This is a genomic window from Chromobacterium sphagni, assembly GCF_001855575.1.
GTDB classification, from domain to species: Bacteria; Pseudomonadota; Gammaproteobacteria; order Burkholderiales; family Chromobacteriaceae; genus Chromobacterium; species Chromobacterium sphagni.
Window position 1 is genome coordinate 2989128 of record NZ_MKCS01000001.1, and the last position, 17332, is coordinate 3006459.

General features: G+C 66.5%; 16 protein-coding genes. 15 read left to right on the top strand and 1 reads right to left on the bottom strand.

Features of this window, described 5'->3' with window-relative positions:
- Nucleotides 1-18: 18 nt before the first annotated feature.
- The 6 genes from gmhB (at nt 19) to mpl (ending at nt 5508) form a co-directional block, all read left to right on the top strand.
- Entirely contained in the window at nt 19-558 is a 540-nt protein-coding gene (gmhB, locus tag BI347_RS13870; RefSeq protein ID WP_071113950.1) for a D-glycero-beta-D-manno-heptose 1,7-bisphosphate 7-phosphatase, read from the top strand.
- Nucleotides 559-574: 16 nt separating this feature from the next.
- Complete coding sequence (locus tag BI347_RS13875; RefSeq protein ID WP_071113949.1) at nt 575-1351, top strand: lysophospholipid acyltransferase family protein; 777 nt, start codon at nt 575-577, stop codon at nt 1349-1351.
- A complete protein-coding gene (locus BI347_RS13880; protein ID WP_071116118.1) occupies nt 1311-2021 on the top strand; it encodes a M48 family metallopeptidase in 711 nt (236 codons plus the stop codon). The genes BI347_RS13875 and BI347_RS13880 overlap by 41 nt, the downstream gene beginning before the upstream one ends.
- Before the next feature lie 18 nt (nt 2022-2039).
- Nucleotides 2040-2429, top strand: coding sequence for a lactoylglutathione lyase (gloA, locus tag BI347_RS13885; protein WP_071113947.1), 390 nt, complete (start codon nt 2040-2042; stop codon nt 2427-2429).
- 139 nt (nt 2430-2568) lie between these two features.
- A complete protein-coding gene (locus BI347_RS13890) occupies nt 2569-3978 on the top strand; it encodes a sodium:proton antiporter (protein WP_071116119.1) in 1410 nt (469 codons plus the stop codon).
- Nucleotides 3979-4134: 156 nt separating this feature from the next.
- A complete protein-coding gene (mpl, locus tag BI347_RS13895) occupies nt 4135-5508 on the top strand; it encodes a UDP-N-acetylmuramate:L-alanyl-gamma-D-glutamyl-meso-diaminopimelate ligase (protein ID WP_204378085.1) in 1374 nt (457 codons plus the stop codon).
- A gap of 66 nt (nt 5509-5574) precedes the next feature.
- Here mpl and BI347_RS13900 read toward each other — a convergent pair whose 3' ends face one another.
- Nucleotides 5575-6510 carry a sensor domain-containing diguanylate cyclase gene (locus tag BI347_RS13900; RefSeq protein WP_071116121.1) on the bottom strand — a complete coding sequence of 312 codons (936 nt, stop codon included), beginning with the start codon at nt 6508-6510 and terminating at the stop codon, nt 5575-5577.
- Between the two features lie 546 nt (nt 6511-7056).
- Here BI347_RS13900 and BI347_RS13905 point away from each other — a divergent pair.
- The 9 genes from BI347_RS13905 (at nt 7057) to BI347_RS13945 (ending at nt 17296) form a co-directional block, all read left to right on the top strand.
- Complete coding sequence (locus BI347_RS13905; protein ID WP_071116122.1) at nt 7057-8376, top strand: sodium-dependent transporter; 1320 nt, start codon at nt 7057-7059, stop codon at nt 8374-8376.
- 79 nt (nt 8377-8455) lie between these two features.
- Complete coding sequence (locus BI347_RS13910) at nt 8456-9163, top strand: substrate-binding periplasmic protein (protein ID WP_158020792.1); 708 nt, start codon at nt 8456-8458, stop codon at nt 9161-9163.
- 67 nt (nt 9164-9230) lie between these two features.
- Nucleotides 9231-10460, top strand: coding sequence for a DUF1615 family protein (locus BI347_RS13915; RefSeq protein WP_239690888.1), 1230 nt, complete (start codon nt 9231-9233; stop codon nt 10458-10460).
- 150 nt (nt 10461-10610) lie between these two features.
- Nucleotides 10611-11063 (top strand): (2Fe-2S)-binding protein, encoded by a 453-nt coding sequence (locus BI347_RS13920; protein ID WP_071113940.1) that lies wholly within the window; start codon nt 10611-10613, stop codon nt 11061-11063.
- 9 nt (nt 11064-11072) lie between these two features.
- Complete coding sequence (locus BI347_RS13925) at nt 11073-13241, top strand: xanthine dehydrogenase family protein molybdopterin-binding subunit (protein ID WP_071116123.1); 2169 nt, start codon at nt 11073-11075, stop codon at nt 13239-13241.
- 15 nt (nt 13242-13256) lie between these two features.
- On the top strand, nt 13257-13799 hold the full coding sequence (locus tag BI347_RS13930; protein ID WP_071113938.1) for a hypothetical protein: 543 nt from the start codon (nt 13257-13259) through the stop codon (nt 13797-13799).
- 7 nt (nt 13800-13806) lie between these two features.
- Nucleotides 13807-14799, top strand: a complete 993-nt coding sequence (locus tag BI347_RS13935; RefSeq protein WP_071113937.1) for an XdhC family protein — start codon at nt 13807-13809, stop codon at nt 14797-14799.
- Nucleotides 14796-15365, top strand: a complete 570-nt coding sequence (locus BI347_RS13940) for a nucleotidyltransferase family protein (RefSeq protein WP_071116124.1) — start codon at nt 14796-14798, stop codon at nt 15363-15365. Before BI347_RS13935 ends, BI347_RS13940 begins: the two co-directional genes overlap by 4 nt.
- Nucleotides 15366-15442: 77 nt before the next feature.
- Nucleotides 15443-17296, top strand: a complete 1854-nt coding sequence (locus tag BI347_RS13945) for a methyl-accepting chemotaxis protein (RefSeq protein ID WP_071116125.1) — start codon at nt 15443-15445, stop codon at nt 17294-17296.
- Nucleotides 17297-17332: the final 36 nt, after the last annotated feature.

Below are 17332 nucleotides of genomic sequence, written 5' to 3' on the forward strand. Positions count from 1 at the left end.
CTGTTAAATGGGGGAAGCGTGAAACTAGTCATTCTCGACCGTGACGGCGTGATCAACCAGGATCGCGACGATTTCGTCAAGAACAGCGTGGAATGGGTGCCGATCGAGCACAGCCTGGAAGCCATCGCCAACCTGACCCAGTCGGGCTGGCGGGTGGTGGTGGCCACCAACCAGTCCGGCATCGCCCGCGGCCTGTTCGACGTGCACGCGCTCAACGCCATGCACGAGAAGATGCACCGGCTGGTGAACCAGGCCGGCGGCCGCATCGACGCGGTGGTGTTCTGTCCGCACGCGGCGGATCACGGCTGCGAATGCCGCAAGCCGCTGCCCGGCATGGTGCTGGAGATCGCCGAGCGTTTCAACGTCAAGCTGGAAGGCCTGCCGCTGATAGGCGACAGCCTGCGCGACCTGGAAGCCATCGCCGCGGTAGGCGGCCAGCCTATGCTGGTGAAAACCGGCAAGGGCGTCAAGACGCTGGCGGCCGGCAACCTGCCGGAAAGCACCTTGGTCTTCAACGATTTGTATGATGCCGCCGAGCATCTGATCAATCACCATTGAGGTAGAAACTGCAAGCATGATCAGTCTATGGATACGCAATCTGCTGTACTGGCTGGTGTTGTGCATCGTCACGCCGCTGTTCTTCCTGCTGCTGTTTCTGGCCGCGCCCTTGCCGCGCCGCAGCCGCCATGTGCTGGGGGTCACCTGGGCGAAGTCCTTGCTGTGGACGCTGGAGCATGTGGTCGGTCTGAAATACAAGGTCGTCGGCCGCGAAAATATCCCGTCGGAGCCGTCGGTGATCACATCGAAGCACCAGTCGGGCTGGGAGACGCTGGCATTGCAGAAGATCTTTCCCTGGCAGGTGTACGTGGCCAAGCGCGAGCTGACCTGGATTCCCGTCTTCGGCTGGGGCCTGGTGCTGATGAACCCCATCATCATCAACCGCTCCGACCGCTCCCGCTCCAACCAGCGCCTGCTGCAGCAGGGGCTGGAGCGCAAGCGCCACGGCTTCTGGATCACGGTGTTTCCGGAGGGCACCCGCACCAAGCCTGGCATGCCGGGCAAGTACAAGCTGGGCGCGGCGCGCATGGCCAAGCAGTTCGACATGCCGATGTCTCCGGTGGCGCACAATGCCGGTGAGTTCTGGCCGCGCAACGCTTTTCTCAAGTACCCGGGCGAAATCACCGTGGTGATCGGCCCACCTATCTATCCGAGCGAGGCGGTCGGCCCGGAAGCCATGATGGCGGAGGCCGAAGCCTGGATCGAGTCGCAGCAGCGCCTGATAGGCGGAGTCGGCCCCTTTGCCCACCCAGATGAAAAACGCCAGCGTTTGGCACCGCCTGCCTCTGCCTGACGGCGAGGCGCCGGTGCTGCTCACCCGCCGCGCGCGCAAGAGCATAGGCATCAAGGTGCACGGCGGCGTGGTGGAGCTGATCGCCGCGCCCGGGGTCAGCCAACAGCGCTTGCACCAGGTGCTGGAGCTGCGCCGCGACTGGATAATCGGCCATGTGCTGCGCCAGCGCAGCCAACTGGCGGCAGGGGTCGAGCTCACCCATCTGACCCTGTTGGGCGACGCGCTGCCGCTGCAACTGGCTGGCGGCCAGCGCAGGACGGTGCGCCACGGTCCCGACGCGCTGGTGGTGGGCGGCGTGGCTGCGGACGACCGGGAGGGTTTGAAGACCGTTCTGGCCAAATTTCTGAAACGCGAGGCGGCTACGCTGTTTCCCAGCCGCCTGGCGCTGTTGGCGGCGCGCTGCCCGCGTCCGCCCGCCCAGCTGCAATTGTCGTCCGCCCGCACCCGCTGGGGCAGCTGCAGCGCCGATGGCCGGATACGGCTGAACTGGCGGCTGATGCAGGCGCCGCTGGCGGTGATCGACTACGTGATTGCCCATGAACTGGCCCATCTGCAACACATGAACCATTCCCCGGCGTTTTGGGCGGAGACCGAGCGTCTCTACCCCGCCTGGCGCGAAGCCCGCCGCTGGCTGCGCCAACATGGCGGCGCCTTGTTTGCTTTTGACTGATTTTCGAGGATATTGATTATGCGAATGCTCCATACCATGCTGCGCGTCGGGAACCTTGAGCGCTCCTTATCGTTCTATCAGGAAGTACTCGGCATGAAACTGCTGCGCCGTTCCGACTTTCCGGAAGGCCGCTTCACGCTGGCTTTCGTCGGCTACGGCGACGAGGCCGACCACACCGTGCTGGAGCTGACCCACAACTGGGACACCGAATCCTACGAGCTGGGCAATGGCTATGGCCATATCGCCATCGAAGTGGACGATGCCTACGCCGCTTGTGACATGGCGCGCGCCAAGGGCGGCAAGGTGACGCGCGAAGCCGGCCCGATGAAGCACGGCACCACGGTGATCGCCTTCATCGAGGATCCGGATGGCTACAAGATAGAGTTCATCCAGAGGGGCAACCGCTAAGCCCGCAGGCGCCGCCAGGCGGCGCCTATGCCACAGGCCGGCACCCGGAGCCCGGCCCGTGCCGACAATACAACCGGGAATGTTCTGGCAGCTTGACGCTGCGTTTTTGTTTATGGGCGCATGCCCGCGGGAAGGACTGATGAATAAGAAATTACTTGGCATGGCGGCCTTGTCCATGCTGCCGGCGCTCGCGCAGGCGGCGGATATGGATGGGGCCGCGATGGGACTGGTCTGGGGCGTGCCGTTTGCCGGCATCCTGTTGTCCATCGCGCTGTTTCCCATGCTGGCCCCCGGCGTCTGGCATCATCACTTCGGCAAGATCACCGCCGCCTGGACCGTATTGTTCCTGGCGCCGTTCGCCGTCTCCTTTGGCCTGGGCCACGCCGCCACGCTGGTGCTGCACGCGCTGCTGACCGAATACGTCCCCTTCATCATGCTGCTCTTCGCGCTGTACACCGTGTCCGGCGGCATCCTGGTGTGGGGCTCCTTGCACGGCTCCCCCCGGCTGAACACCGCCATGCTGGCCATCGGCACGCTGCTGGCATCCATCATGGGCACCACCGGAGCGGCGATGCTGCTGATCCGCCCGCTGCTCAAGGCGAACGAAGGCCGCCAGCGCAATGTGCACGTGGTGGTGTTCTTCATTTTCCTGGTGGCCAACGTCGGCGGCGGCCTGACGCCGCTGGGCGATCCACCGCTGTTCCTCGGCTTTCTTAAGGGCGTGACTTTCGGCTGGACCTTCCAGCACATGCTGTTGCCGGTGGCGACGCTGGCGGTGTTGTTATTGACGGTATTCTATTTCCTCGACCGCCACCTGTATGCGCAGGAAGCGAAGGAGGGCACGCTCAAGCCGGTGGACCGCAGCCACGACAAGCCGCTCAAGCTGTACGGCAAGCGCAACTTCTGGCTGCTGGCCGGGGTGGTGGCGGCGGTGCTGATGTCCGGCCTGTGGCAGCCCGGCATCGTCTTGGAGCTGCCCGGAGCCCATCTGGAGCTGCAGAACCTGCTGCGCGACGTCATCCTGCTGCTGCTGGCCTTCGTCTCGCTGTGGATCACGCCCAAGCAGGTGCGCGCCGGCAACGAGTTCAACTGGCTGCCCATTCTGGAGGTAGGCAAGTTGTTCGCCGGCATCTTCATCACCATCGTGCCGGTGATCGCCATCCTGCGCGCCGGCGTCCACGGCGACTTGGCCGGCCTGGTGCAGACGGTGTCCGGCCCGGACGGCAAGCCGCTGGACGGCATGTACTTCTGGATGACCGGCATCCTGTCCAGCTTCCTGGACAACGCGCCGACCTACCTGGTGTTCTTCAACCTGGCTTCCGGCGATGCGGCCACGCTGATGGGCCCGCTGGCGAGCACGCTGCTGGCCATCTCGATGGGCGCGGTGTTCATGGGGGCGATGACCTATATCGGCAATGCGCCCAACTTTATGGTCAAAGCCATCGCCGAGCACCGCCATGTCAAGATGCCGGGCTTTTTCGGCTACATGCTGTGGTCGGTCTCCATCCTGATGCCGTGCTTCGTGCTGATGACGGTGTTGTTTTTCTGAGTCCTGGCGCGTGTCTGGACGAAAGCCCGCAGCGATGGCCGCGGGCTTTTTCGTCTGGCCATGCGGTTTGTCCGGAGGAAGACGGGGGCCGACATTTCCGGCGCCTGACGCTTCGGGTATCCTAGCAACCTTGTCCTGAACGCCTTACTGACCCACATCATGCACATCCACATCCTGGGTATCTGCGGTACCTTCATGGGCGGCATCGCCGCCATCGCCAAACAGGCCGGCCACAAGGTGACCGGCTGCGACGCCAACGTCTATCCGCCGATGAGCACCCAGCTGGAGGCGATGGGAATCGAGCTGACCCAGGGGTTCGGGGCGGAGCAGGTGGATCTGGACCCTGACGTCTACGTGATCGGCAATGTGGTGACGCGCGGCAAGCCGCTGATGGAGGAAATCCTCAACCGCGGCCTGCCTTACATTTCCGGTCCGCAATGGCTGGCGGAGAACGTGCTGCAGGACAAGTGGGTGTTGGCGGTGGCCGGCACCCACGGCAAGACCACCACCAGCTCGATGCTGGCCTGGATTCTTGAAGACGCCGGCCTGGCGTCGGGCTTCCTGATCGGCGGCATCCCGCAGAACTTCGGCGTCTCGGCGCGGCTGCCGGGCGCGCCGGCGCAGGACGCGGACAGCGTCAGCCCCTTCTTCGTGATCGAGGCCGACGAATACGATACCGCCTTCTTCGACAAGCGCTCCAAGTTTGTCCACTACCGCCCGCGCACCGCGGTGCTGAACAATCTGGAGTTCGACCACGCCGACATCTTCGCCGACCTGGCCGCCATCGAAACCCAGTTCCATCATCTGGTGCGCACCATTCCTGGCAATGGCCGCATCGTCAGCAATGGCCGCGAGGCCAGTCTCGACCGCGTGCTGGAGCGCGGCTGCTGGACGCCGGTGGAGCGCTTCGGCGCCGACCAGGGCTGGCAGCTCGGCGCGTTGGCCGAGGACGGCAGCTTTGAAGTGCTGCTGGATGGCAAGTCGCAGGGCGCGGTGGGCTGGGCGCTGATGGGCGAGCACAACCGCCTGAACGCGCTGGCGGCTATCGCCGCCGCCCGCCATGTCGGCGTGACGGTGAAGGACGCGATCGCGGCCTTGTCCCGCTTTGAAAACGTCAAGCGGCGGATGGAAGTGAAGGGCGTGGCCGGCGGCGTCACCGTCTACGACGATTTCGCCCACCATCCCACCGCCATCGCCACCACGCTGGAGGGCCTGCGCCGCAAGGTGGGCGCGGCGCGCATCCTGGCGGTGCTGGAGCCGCGCTCCAACACCATGAAGCTGGGCTCGATGAAGGACGCGTTGCCGGTGTCCTTGCAGCTGGCCGACCGGGTGTTCTGCTCGGCAGTCGGCCTCAACTGGAACCCGGCCGAAGCGCTGACGCCGCTGGGCGGCAAGGCGCAGACCTTCAGCGACTTCGACGCGCTGGTCGACGCCATCGTGGCGGAGGCCCAGCCGGGCGACCATCTGCTGGTGATGAGCAACGGCGGTTTCGGCGGCATACATCAGAAGCTGCTGGGCAGGCTGGCCTGAGCCGCTTTGCCCTGATGAAAAACCGCCTGTGCGCAACGCCAGGCGGTTTTTTTCGCCTGTGGGGTGTCAGGGCAACTTGATGATGTAGTTGGCGCCGCCTTCGCGCGCTTTCAACTGTGCCTGCTCCAGCCGCTCCAGCATCGGGGCGGGGCTGGTTTCCATCGGGCGCAACGCGCTGACGCCAACGCAGGCGGCGGCCTGGTGCTCCACTCCCTGGTAGAGGAAGGTCAGTTGGCGCAACGACTTGATCAGCCGCCGGCCCATTTCATTGGCGCCGCTCATCGGCGTGCTGGGCAGCAGAATGATGAAGGCGTTGGCGCTGCGGCGCGCCACCAGGTCGCTGTCGCGGCTGCTTTGCAGGCACAGGCTGCTGGCCAGGCGGATCAGATGGCTATAGGCCGAGCCGTCGTCCTGCTCCGGCACCATTTCCGGCACGTTGACCAACTCCAGCACCAGCCCGGACAAGGGGCCGCCGTAGCGGCGGGCCCGGCTGGTTTCGGCATGGGCGATGGTCATCAGCCGGTGCATGCCCACCACTCCGGTCAGCTTGTCCTCGTCCTCGCTCTGGCCGCCTTCCTCTTTCAGCGTCTTGACGATGTTGAGCGAGCGCTCCACCAGCTGGCGCTCGAAGTCCAGCAACTGGCTCATCACCTTGGCCTCGGTGCGGTCGGAAAAGCTGAACACCAGCATCGGATGGTCGTTGAGGCTGACCTTGCGCACCGACAGCTGCGCCTCGAAGTGTCGGCCGGTGGCGGTCCTCAACTGCATGCTGCGGTTGTAGATCATGTTGTCGTCGGCCAGCTCGGCGGCGATGCCGGCGGCAATGGCGGGGTCCTGCAGGAAGTCGAAGATGGAGCGGTCCAGCAGCTCGTCGTGCGGGCAGGCAAGCAGAATGTAGGCCAGCTGGTTGGCGAAGGAGATGCGGCCATCGCCCGGGCGCGCCAGGACCAGGCAACCCTGGACGGTGTCGATCAACGGTTGGAGCGCCTGAAAAGTGACCATGAATTCAACTCCAGTGGCAAGCGAGAATGGCCCGCTTTGCCAGGCATCCGACCGGGCATTACGTGCTTTTACTTAATTTTATTCTAGTTGAGACAAATTTCACTGTGAAAGTGGCGCTGCAAGGGACGGGGTTTTGCATGCGCTCTGGGTAATCTGGCGCGGGGCGGGCTTTTTTGTTAGATACTGCCCGCAATCGTGTTACATTTTGAAACGTATCCGTGGGTACTTCATGAGGACTGGCCGGCTTCACCACCCCCGAGGCCCCAGTAGCCGCCGTTGAACAGACGGTTTCCTCTCCCGGTTCCGCGCTCCGCGCCGCCGCCCGCCTGGAAAGCCCGCGCTTTTCCGGCTGAGCCGGCCCGGCCGCGCGGACATCAGACATCCGTTGCAAGCCATAAGCCGGCTTGGGCGGATATCCGGCCGCCGCTGCAGGCGCGCGGCCACCATGCCACAGCCCCTTCTTTGCGATGGCGGAACGTGTTTCCGCGCGCGCCAAGGGGCGCGGCATGCGTTTTCAAAATCAATACGACAAAGAAGTGACAGGACATGGCTAGATCTCAATGGGGCTCGCGCCTCGGTTTCATTCTTGCGGCAGCCGGCTCGGCCATCGGGCTGGGTGCCATCTGGAAGTTTCCCTACGTGGCCGCCACCAATGGCGGCGGCGCTTTTTTGTTTATCTACCTGGGCATCTGCCTGACGCTGGGGCTGGTGCTGATGCTGTCGGAGATGGCCCTGGGACGGGCGTCGAACGCCGGGGCGGTCGGCGCCTTCCGCCGGCTGGCCGGCGGCTTCTGGCCGGTGATCGGCTATATGGGCGTGCTGGTGTGCTTTTTGATTCTGTCGTTCTACAGTGTGGTGGGCGGCTGGACCATCGCCTACATCGGCAAGGCGCTGGATGGCAGCATCATGACCGCCGACGCCAAGGCGCTGGGCGGCATTTTCGGCAGCTTCATCAGCCATCCGCTGCAGCCGCTGGCCTATCACGCCGGCTTCGCGCTGCTGACGCTGGCGGTGGTGGTGGGCGGCGTGCAGAAGGGCATCGAGGGGCTGTCCAAATTCCTGATGCCGGCCTTGTTCGTGCTGATGCTGCTGCTGATCGCGCGCGGGCTGACGTTGCCGGGCGCCTGGGACGGCGTGCTTTACTTCGTCACGCCGGACCTTTCCAAGGTCAGCGGCGCGATGCTGGTGGATGCGCTGGGACTGGCCTTCTTCTCGCTGTCGCTGGGTCTGGGCATCATGATCACTTACGGTTCCTACGTTGACCGTGAATCCAATCTGCTGGGTTCTGCGCTGTGGGTGATCGCGCTGACGGTGGCCACCTGCTTCCTGGCCGGGCTGATGGTCTTGCCGGCGGTGTTCGCTTTCGGCTTTGATCCATCCGCCGGGCCTGGCCTCACCTTCATCACCATGCCGGCGGTGTTCGCCCACCTGCCGTTTGGCCAGCTGTTTGCGGTGATGTTCTTCTGCCTGCTGTTGCTGGCGGCGTTGACGTCTTCCGTTTCGCTGCTGGAGGTGGTGACCAGCTTCGCCATCGACGAGCTGGGCTTGTCACGCCGCACCGCCGCTTGCAGCATGGCGGCCGGTATCTTCCTCTTGGGCATACCGGCGTCGTTGTCGCTGGGCGTCTGGGGGGATTTTCTGGTGATGGGAATGAATTTCTTCGACCTGCTGGATTTCCTCACCTCCAAGCTGCTGATGCCCTTGGGCGAGCTGCTGCTGGCGCTGTTTGTCGGCTGGAAGGCCTGGCCGGTGGTGAGGGGGGAGCTGTCGTCCGGCCGTTCCCCGCGGCTGATGCGGTGCATGCGCGGCTTCTGCATGGCGCTGGCGCCGGCGCTGATAGGCTGGATCATGGTGGTGAGCATCTAGCCGGGAGGCGGGTGACTAACGGGAGGCGCGGGCCTCCCGTTTTGCTATGGTTCTAACAGGGGTCCAGCAGGGAGCGTCTATGGGTTGGTGGCGATGGTGCGCCTTGTCGGGCTGGCTGCTGTGGATGCCGGCGCGGGCGGAGACCCTGCGCATCCTGTTGGGGCCCGTTCCGGAAGTGATAGAACTGGAGGCCGACGGCAAGACCTTTCATGGCGGCGGGATAGACCTGATGCGGGCGATCGCGCGCCGCGCCGGCATGGAGTTCGAGTTCATCGCCTATCCGCAGGCGCGCGCCATGTTGCTGGCGCAACAGCAGGCCGATGCCTGCCTGCCGATCAGTCCGCTGCCGGAACGGCGGGAGATGTTCAAGTGGACGGTTCCCATCGTGCCGATGCGGCTGGTGTTGCTGGCCCGCAGCGACGACCCGCGTCAACTGCATAGCCTGGAGCAGGCCAGGAAGCTGAGGGTGGGAGCGATGCGCGGCACCGCGGTGGCGGCGCGGCTGAAACAGCAAGGCCTGGTGATGGATGAAAGCGTGGACTATCTCTCCGGCCTGGAGAAGCTGCAGTTGGGACGGCTGGACCTGTGGGCGATGCTGGATGTCGGCCTGACCTCGATGTCGCGCCGGCTGGGCATTCCCCAGCCCCGGGTGGCGCTGGTGGTGGACCGGGTGGATGTCGCGTTCGCCTGCAACCGCCAGGTCAGCGACGAGGCGATGGCCCGCCTCAACCAGGCGATCAACGCCATGCATGCCGACGGTAGCTTCAAACAGTTTGATCTGAATTGAGCGCGGCATGCCAGCGGATGGCCAGACTGGGCTAAACTCCCGTTTTGCCCGTTTTGCGAGACACGCCTTGAAAGTTCGTCTGACCCTGCTCTCAGGCAGCCTGCTGCTGGCCGCCTGCGCCACGCCGCCCAACCCGGCTTCCGCTCCCGCTCCCATCGTCGCCCCCGCGATGGAGACGCCGGCCTCCGCGCCCGCGGTGGAGGCCTTGCCGCAAACGCCGCCAGCCCCGGCGCCGGTTCCGTCGCTGCCCATCTCCAGGCCGGCGCAGCCGCCGGCCGCGATCGCCGACAGCCAGGGCCGGGACTTGCTGGAGCGGCTGCTGCCGCAGGGCATACCCGACCGCAAGGGCTGGAGCCGCGACATCATGGGCGCGTTCAGCCACTTGAAGATCCCGTACACGCCGCAGTTCTTCTGCGCGGTGCTGGCGGTGGCGGAGCAGGAGTCCGGCTTCAGCCCGGACCCGGTGGTGCCCAATCTGTCCAAGATAGTCTGGGGCGAGATCGAAGAGCGCCGGCAGAAATACCTGATTCCGTCCTTCGTGGTGGACGCGGCGATGAGCAAGACCTCGCCCGACGGCCGCACCTTCAAGCAGAGGGTGAACGCGTTGCGCACCAAGCGCGAGATGAACGCGCTGTACGAGGACATGGTGCGCGAGCTGCCGTTCGGCCAGACCATCTTCGAACACAAGAACCCGATCCGCGACGGCGGGCCAATGCAGGTCAGCGTGGCCTTCGCCGAAACCCACATCCGCGCCTGGCCGTATCCGTACAACTATTCCAGCCTGCGCGACGAGGTGTTCACCCGCCGCGGCAGCGTCTATTTCGGCACCGCCATCCTGCTGCAGTATCCGGCGCCTTACCACGACATGGTGTACCGCTTCGCCGACTACAACGCCGGCCGCTACGCCAGCCGCAACGCCGCCTTCCAGCAGGCGGTGGCGCGGCTGTCCGGCCGCAAGCTGGCGCTGGACGGCGACATCATGTTGTATAGCGACAAGATGAACCGGGTGCTGTCCGGCGCCGTCAGCGACACCCAGCGCGCGCTGCAGTCGATCTCCGGCCGGCTGGGCATAGGCGACGCCGAGATGCAGCGCGACCTGCAGCAGGAAAAGCTGTCGGGCTTCGCCCAGACGCCGCTGTACCAGCGGGTGTTCGCGCTGGCAGGCCCCAGGGCGCCGCGCGAAATCATTCCGCAGATCATCCTGGTCAGCCCCAAGTTCACCCACCAGCTCACCACCGAATGGTTCGCCCGCCGCGTCGACGGCCGCTACCAGCGCTGCTTGCAGCGCGGCAATTGAGCCAGGTCTCCCCGGCTTGAGTCTCTCCCGGCAGCGCCTATAGTGATTGCAGCGGCGCCGCGGCGAAATTCCGCGCGGCGCCGGTCTGCATCCGGACGGCGGCCATAGGCATGGCCGTCGTTTGCTGTTTCTCGAAACGGGAGGCAAGGCATGAAGGTTTCCATCAACGGCAAGGAGGTGGAGCTGAACTCCTCTCCTGACACGCCGCTCCTGTGGGCGTTGCGCGACGAACTGGGGCTGACGGGCACCAAGTTCGGCTGCGGCGCCGCCCTGTGCGGCGCCTGTACGGTGCTCAAGAACGGGCTGGCGATACGCTCCTGCGTGACGCCGATTTCCACGCTGGCGGCCGACGACAGCATCACCACCATAGAAGGCAACGCCGACAAGGTGGCGCAGGCGGTGAAGCAGGCCTGGCAGCGGCTGGACGTGGTGCAGTGCGGCTTCTGCCAGAGCGGGCAGGTGCTGGCCGCCACTGCCTTGCTCAGCGCCAACCCGCATCCCAGCGACAAGGACATAGACCTGGCGCTCAGCGGCAACATCTGCCGCTGCGGCACCTATCCGCGCATCCGCGCCGCCATTCATGCGGCCGCCAAGCTGCTGTAGGAGATCGCGATGAATACAGCCATTTCCCGCCGCAGCTTCCTGAAAATGGGCGGCACCGTGGGCGGCGCCCTGTGCCTGGGCTTCATCCTGCAGGACAGCGGCCGCATGGCGATGGCCGCCGACGCGAAGCCGACCATTCCCGCCCCCAACGCCTTCATCCGCATCGAAACCGACGGCACGGTCACCATCGTCAGCAACAAGTCGGAGATGGGGCAGGGCATCTACACCTCGCTGGCGATGCTGATCGCCGAGGAACTGGAGTGCGACTGGAGCCGGGTGAAGGTAGTGTCGGCGCCGGTGGGCGCCGTCTATGCCCACACCGCGTTTCACATCCAGATCACCGGCGGCAGCACCAGCACGCTGTCCAGCTACGACCAGTACCGCAAGATAGGCGCGGCGGCGCGCGACATGCTGATATCCGCCGCCGCGCGGCGCTGGGGTGTGCCGGCCTCGCAGTGCCGCGCCGAAAACAGCCGGGTGTTCAACCAGGCCAATGGCGCCAGCCTGGGCTATGGCGAGCTGACCGAGGCCGCCGCCAAGCTGCCGGTGCCGGACTCGGTGGAATTGAAGCCGCGCCACCGCTGGAAGCTGCTGGGCACCCGCGTGCATCGGCTGGACGGGCCGGCCAAGCTGGACGGCAGCGCGCAGTTCGCCATGGATGTGCGCCTGCCCGGCATGCTGACCGCGCTGATCCGGCATTGCCCAAGCTACGGCGGCAAGCCCAGGAGCTTCAACGCCGACGCGGTGCGGGCGGTGCCGGGCGTGAAGGCGGTGTTCGCCATCGACAACGGCGTGGCAGTGCTGGCAGACGGTTTCTGGCCAGCGAAGAAGGCGCGCGATCTGTTGCAGGTGGAGTGGGACCGCGGCGCCAACGCCGCGCTGGATTCGGCCAGGCTGCGCGCCGACTACCGCGCGCGCGCCGCCAAGCCCGGCCAGGCCTACCGCAGCGAGGGCGACGCCGCGGCTGCGCTCGCCGGGGCGGCCAGGAAGCTGGAGGCCTGGTACGAGCAGCCTTACCTGTCGCACTCGCCGATGGAGCCGCTCAACTGCGTGGTTTGGCTGAAACCGGGAAGTTGCGAGATTTGGAGCGGCACCCAGTCGCAGACCATAGACGCCGGCATGGCCGCCGGCATGGCCGGGCTGAAGCCGGAGCAGGTTTCGCTGCACACCACCTTTTTGGGCGGCGGCTTCGGCCGGCGCGCGGTGCCGGTGGGGTCGGACTGGTTACGCGAGGCGATGCAGGTGGCCAAGCTGCACGGCCAGGGCGTGCCGATCAAGCTGATGTGGACGCGCGACGACGACCTGGCCGGAGCATATTACCGGCCGATGTGGCTGGACCGGGTGCGTGGCGGCCTGGACGCCCATGGCAAACCGGTGGCCTGGCTGCAGACCGGCGTCGGCCAGTCCATTATTTCAGGCACCCCGTTTGCGGCGATGATGGTCAAGAACGGCATCGACGCGGTTTCGGTCGAGGGCAGCGACGACATGCCGTATGCGCTGCCGGCGGTGCAGCTGGACCTGCACACGCCGCAAATTCCGCTGCCGGTGCTGTGGTGGCGCTCGGTGGGCCATTCGCACAGCGCCTTCAGCAAGGAAAGCTTCATCGACGAGCTGGCACGGCTGGCTGGCCAGGACCCGGTCGCCTACCGGCTGGCCCTGATGGACAAGGCGCCGCGCGAGCAGGCCGTGCTGCGCGAGGCGGCCAGGATCGCTGGCTGGGGCCGCAAGCTGCCCAAGGGGCACGGGCTGGGCGCGGCGGTGCACAGCTCCTTCGGCTCCCACGTCGCCCAGGTGGTGCAGGTGTCGATCAAGGGCAAGGAATTGAAGGTCGAGCATGTCTGGTGCGCGGTGGACTGCGGCGTGGTGGTCAATCCGGACCAGGTGGCCGCCCAGATGGAGGGCGCCATCATGTTCGGCCTGACGGCGGCGCTGTTCGGTGCGATCAGCTTCAAGGACGGCGAGATCGAACAGAAGAATTTCGACGGTTACCAGATCGTCAGGATGTTCCAGGCGCCCAGGGTGGATGTGTCCATCGTCGCCAGCGAAGAGGCCCCAGGCGGCACCGGCGAGCCGGCGGTGCCGCTGGTGGCGCCGGCGCTGGCCAACGCCATCCACGCCGCCGGTGGCGGCCGGCAACGCGCGCTGCCGCTGATCCAGCATGGCTACCAGATCGTCTAGCCCGGGAGAGTCCAGATGAAACTGCAGACTGTAGGGATGCTGCTCGCGGCTTGTATGTCCAGCGCGATGGCGGCGGGCGATCCGTCGGTGTCGCGCCAGGCTTTTGGCGAAGTGGCCAAGGTGCTGCAATCGCCGCGCTGCATGAATTGCCACACCATCACCGACTTTCCGCGCCAGGGCGACGACCGCCATCCGCACGCGCAGCTGATCAAGCGCGGGCCGGACAATATGGGCACGCCGTCCTTGATGTGCATGGCCTGTCACCAGGCGGCCAATTCGGCCGACGGCCTGGTGCCGGGGGCGCCCAATTGGCATCTGGCGCCGCTGAGCATGGGCTGGGAGGGTTTGAGCGCGGGGCAGATGTGCCGGCGGCTGGTGGACAAGACGCGCAACGGCAACCGCGACACTCCGGCGCTGGTCGCGCATATGACCGCCGATCCGCTGGTGCAGTGGGCCTGGCATCCGGGCGCCGGCCGCACGCTGCCGCCCTTGTCGCAGCAGGATTTCCACGAGGTGGTGCGGCGCTGGGCCGACAACGGCGCCTACTGCCCGCGCTGAGGCCGCCATGCATGGCAATGACGAGGAAGTGTTGAGCCAGGCGCTGGCCTGGGTTGGATCGGGCCGGCGGGCCGCGCTGCTGACGGTGCTGTCCACTTTCGGCGGCAGCCCCAGGCCGCCGGGGGCGATGGCGCTGATCCGCGACGACGGCGCGGTTTTCGGCTCGGTGTCCGGCGGCTGCGTCGAGGACGATCTGCGCCGAGAGATCGCCGCTGGCGGTTTCTTCGAGCAGGGGCCGGCGGTGCGTCTGCGCAGCTTCGGCGTCAGCGTCGAGGAGCGCCAGCGCTACCGGCTGCCCTGCGGCAACAGCTTGCGGGTGGCGGTGGAGGCGGCGCCGGACGCGCGTCAGTTGCGGCTGCTGCTGGAGGCGGTGCGCTCGCAGCACTGCCTGTGGCGCCATGTCCGCTACCGCGACGGCGTCGGCATCCTGGCGGAGGATGGTCCGCCCGGCGCGTTTGCCGAGGATGAAGAGGGCTTCAGCGTATTGCATGGACCGCGCTACCGGCTGCTGATCATCGGCGCGTCCGAGCTGGGCCGCTATCTGGCGCAGATCGCGGTGACGCTGGATTACGCGGTGACGGTGTGCGAGCCGCGCCGCGAGTACGGCCAGGGCTGGGACATCCCCGGCGTGTCCTTGTCCGCCGAGATGCCGGACGACCTGGTGCTGGCTTTCGGCTGCGACGGCCGCACCGCGGTGGTTGCCGTCACCCATGATCCCAAGCTGGACGATCTGGCGCTGATGGAGGCCTTGCGCCTGCCTTGCCATTACGTGGGCGCGCTGGGCTCCGCTACCACCACCCTCAAGCGCAAGGCGCGGCTGGCTGAACATTTCGGGCTGGGTGAGGCGGAGCTGGCCAGGCTGCACGGGCCGGTGGGCTTGGCGATAGGCTCGCGCACGCCGGCGGAGATCGCCGTCTCCATCGCCGCCGATCTGGTCGCTTGCCGCAGCGAGCAAATCCGAGGGGCCGCTGCCGACGCGCAGCGTGTCTGCCGCGCATGATAGCCGGCGTGGTGCTGGCTGCCGGGGAGGGACGCCGTTTCGGCGGCGACAAGCGGCAAGCTTTGCTGCCGGATGGCCGTACCCTGCTCGAAGCCGGCCTGGACGCGTTCATCGGCCAGCTGGGCGAGCTGGCGCTAGTGCTGCCGGACGACGACGTTTTCGGCATGGAGCTGTGCCGCCGGCTGGGCGCGAGGCCGCTTGCCTGCCGGCTCAACCGCGCCGGCATCGGCCATTCGCTGGCCTGCGCCGCCGCTTGGGCGATGTCGCTGCCGCAGTGTCGCGGCATGGTGCTGGGCTTGGCGGACATGCCGCGGGTGCAACCGCATACCGTCAGCCAGGTGGCCGCGGCCTTGTGGCACGGCCGGCCGGTGCTGGCTTGCCATCAGGGGCGGGCCGGGCATCCGCGCGGTCTGCCGGCCGCATGCTTTCCCGCTTTGCTCGACCTGACCGGAGATGTCGGCGCCCGCGACGCGCTGGACTGGAGCCAGGCCTTGCGGCTGGAGCTGGACGACCCCGGCGTGCTGCTGGACATCGACACCGCCGCGGACCTGCAGCGGCTGGACTGATGCGCGCCGGCGCATTGCTTAGGGTTGTCGCGCCGCCTTTCCTATAGTGAAGTGTCCTTGCGCATCGGGGGAAAAGCATGCGAGTGCGCTTTACAGTTGCCCATAAGCTGGTGTTGCTTATCGCTCCGCTGGTGCTGGCCCTGTTTTTCGTGGCGATAGGCTACGCCTGGAGCCAGCGGCAGCTGCTGCAGGCGCTGAATCGCGATCAGGTACTGACCGAGAACATCGGGATGGTAGGGGAGTTGATCCAGTCGCTGCAGAGCGAGCGCGGCCTCAGCTACGGCTATCTGAACCGGCATCAGCCGCCGCCGCCGCAACTGGAGCAGGCGCGCGCCGGCGCCAGCGAAGTGCTGCAAAGGCTGCGAAAGCAGCCGCAGACAGAGATGTCGGACGGCCTGCGCCATTATCTGGAAACCAGCCTGCCGCGGCCAGACCAGCTGGAACGGCTGCGGCGCGATATCGATAGCCGCCATATCTCCCCCGACCCCGCCTTCGCCCGTTATTCCGACATGATAGAGCAGCTGTCGGGCATCATTACCCTGTTCAACGCCCAGTCGCAGGATGTGCAGGCGCTTATCCTGCAATGGTCGGCGGTCAATTGCCAGAAGGAATACACCGGCCGCACCCGCGGCCTGATCACCGGTGTGCTGACGGTGGGCAGCTTCAGCATCACCAACTTCCGCCAGGTGAGCGGCGTGGTGTCGCAGGAGGAGTTGTGTCGCACGCAATACCGGCAATATGGCGGTGACGATTCCCTGCTGCGCAACGCGATGGAGCGCACCCGCCGGTTCGAGTCGGCGCGCGACGCGGTGCTGGCCCGCGGGGCGGGGGCGATGCAGAGCGAGACGCCGGACGAGTGGTTTGGCGCGGCCAGCCAGCGGGTGACCGCCCTGTACCAGGTGCAGCAGGTCTTGCTGCAGCAGGTACGGCAACGGGTGGAGGGGCAGGCGCATAGCGCGCGCCTGCATGGCTACCTGGTGTTGCTGGGCCTGCTGCTGTTGTTGCTTCCCATTGCGCTGGCGGTGCTGATCGGGCGCAATATCATCCACACCCTGGGCGCGGAGCCTGACGAAGTGGCACAAGGCATGCGCGAGTTGTCGGCCGGGCGGCTGGACTTCTTCCTGCCGCTGGCGGCCGGCGACCGCGACAGCCTGGCGTCGCATATCCGCCAGATGGGGGACCGGCTGTCGGGGGTGATCATGCAGGTGAAGCAGGACGCCGACGCGGTGGCCAACGCCTCGATCGAGCTCAACTCGGCATCGCAGGGCTTGTCGCAGGGGGCGGCGCGCGCCTCGGCGGACGTGGAGGGCACCAGCTGCGCGGTGGACGACATCTCCCGCTGCATGGTCGACATGGCTGGCGACGCCAACCACGCCGGCAGCATGGCCGACACCGCCACCGGCCAGGCGTCGGAAGGCAATCAGGTGGTGCAGCAGACCATTGCGGCGATGCACGAGATCGCCCGCCGCACCGACATTATCGACGACATCGCCTACCAGACCAATCTGCTGGCCTTGAACGCGGCGATAGAGGCGGCGCGCGCCGGCGAGCACGGCAAGGGCTTCGCGGTGGTGGCGGACGAGGTGCGCAAGCTGGCGATGCGCAGCCAGGCGGCGGCCAAGGAAATCGGCCAGGTGGCGATCCGCAGCGTGGACCTGGCGGAAAGCGCCGGCCAGCAGCTGAGCGACATCGTCGAATCCAGCCGCCGCACGCTGGAGCTGGTGCGGGGCATCTCGCAGGAGGCCACCACCCAGGCGCACCGGGTGGGCGGCATCAACGAGGCGATGCAGCGCGTCAATCAGTTGTCGCAGGGCAATGCCGCCGCCAGCGAGCAATTGTCGGCGGCGGCGCAGGAGGTGGCGATGCGGGCCGACAGCCTGCGCCGGCAGATGCAGTACTTCCAGCAAGGGCCGGATGGCAGGCAGGCCTAGCCTGCGCGGCGCCGCATGATGCGGCCCGGATGTAAA

What these genes read in the sequence shown, in the direction of transcription:
- BI347_RS13875 (WP_071113949.1), top strand. Translation starts at nt 575, where the DNA reads ATGATCAGTCTATGGATACGCAATCTGCTGTACTGGCTGGTGTTGTGC.
- BI347_RS13880 (WP_071116118.1), top strand. Translation starts at nt 1,311, where the DNA reads ATGAAAAACGCCAGCGTTTGGCACCGCCTGCCTCTGCCTGACGGCGAG.
- gloA (WP_071113947.1), top strand. Translation starts at nt 2,040, where the DNA reads ATGCGAATGCTCCATACCATGCTGCGCGTCGGGAACCTTGAGCGCTCC.
- BI347_RS13890 (WP_071116119.1), top strand. Translation starts at nt 2,569, where the DNA reads ATGAATAAGAAATTACTTGGCATGGCGGCCTTGTCCATGCTGCCGGCG.
- BI347_RS13900 (WP_071116121.1), bottom strand. Translation starts at nt 6,510, where the DNA reads ATGGTCACTTTTCAGGCGCTCCAACCGTTGATCGACACCGTCCAGGGT.
- BI347_RS13905 (WP_071116122.1), top strand. Translation starts at nt 7,057, where the DNA reads ATGGCTAGATCTCAATGGGGCTCGCGCCTCGGTTTCATTCTTGCGGCA.
- BI347_RS13910 (WP_158020792.1), top strand. Translation starts at nt 8,456, where the DNA reads ATGGGTTGGTGGCGATGGTGCGCCTTGTCGGGCTGGCTGCTGTGGATG.
- BI347_RS13920 (WP_071113940.1), top strand. Translation starts at nt 10,611, where the DNA reads ATGAAGGTTTCCATCAACGGCAAGGAGGTGGAGCTGAACTCCTCTCCT.
- BI347_RS13925 (WP_071116123.1), top strand. Translation starts at nt 11,073, where the DNA reads ATGAATACAGCCATTTCCCGCCGCAGCTTCCTGAAAATGGGCGGCACC.
- BI347_RS13930 (WP_071113938.1), top strand. Translation starts at nt 13,257, where the DNA reads ATGAAACTGCAGACTGTAGGGATGCTGCTCGCGGCTTGTATGTCCAGC.
- BI347_RS13935 (WP_071113937.1), top strand. Translation starts at nt 13,807, where the DNA reads ATGCATGGCAATGACGAGGAAGTGTTGAGCCAGGCGCTGGCCTGGGTT.
- BI347_RS13940 (WP_071116124.1), top strand. Translation starts at nt 14,796, where the DNA reads ATGATAGCCGGCGTGGTGCTGGCTGCCGGGGAGGGACGCCGTTTCGGC.
- BI347_RS13945 (WP_071116125.1), top strand. Translation starts at nt 15,443, where the DNA reads ATGCGAGTGCGCTTTACAGTTGCCCATAAGCTGGTGTTGCTTATCGCT.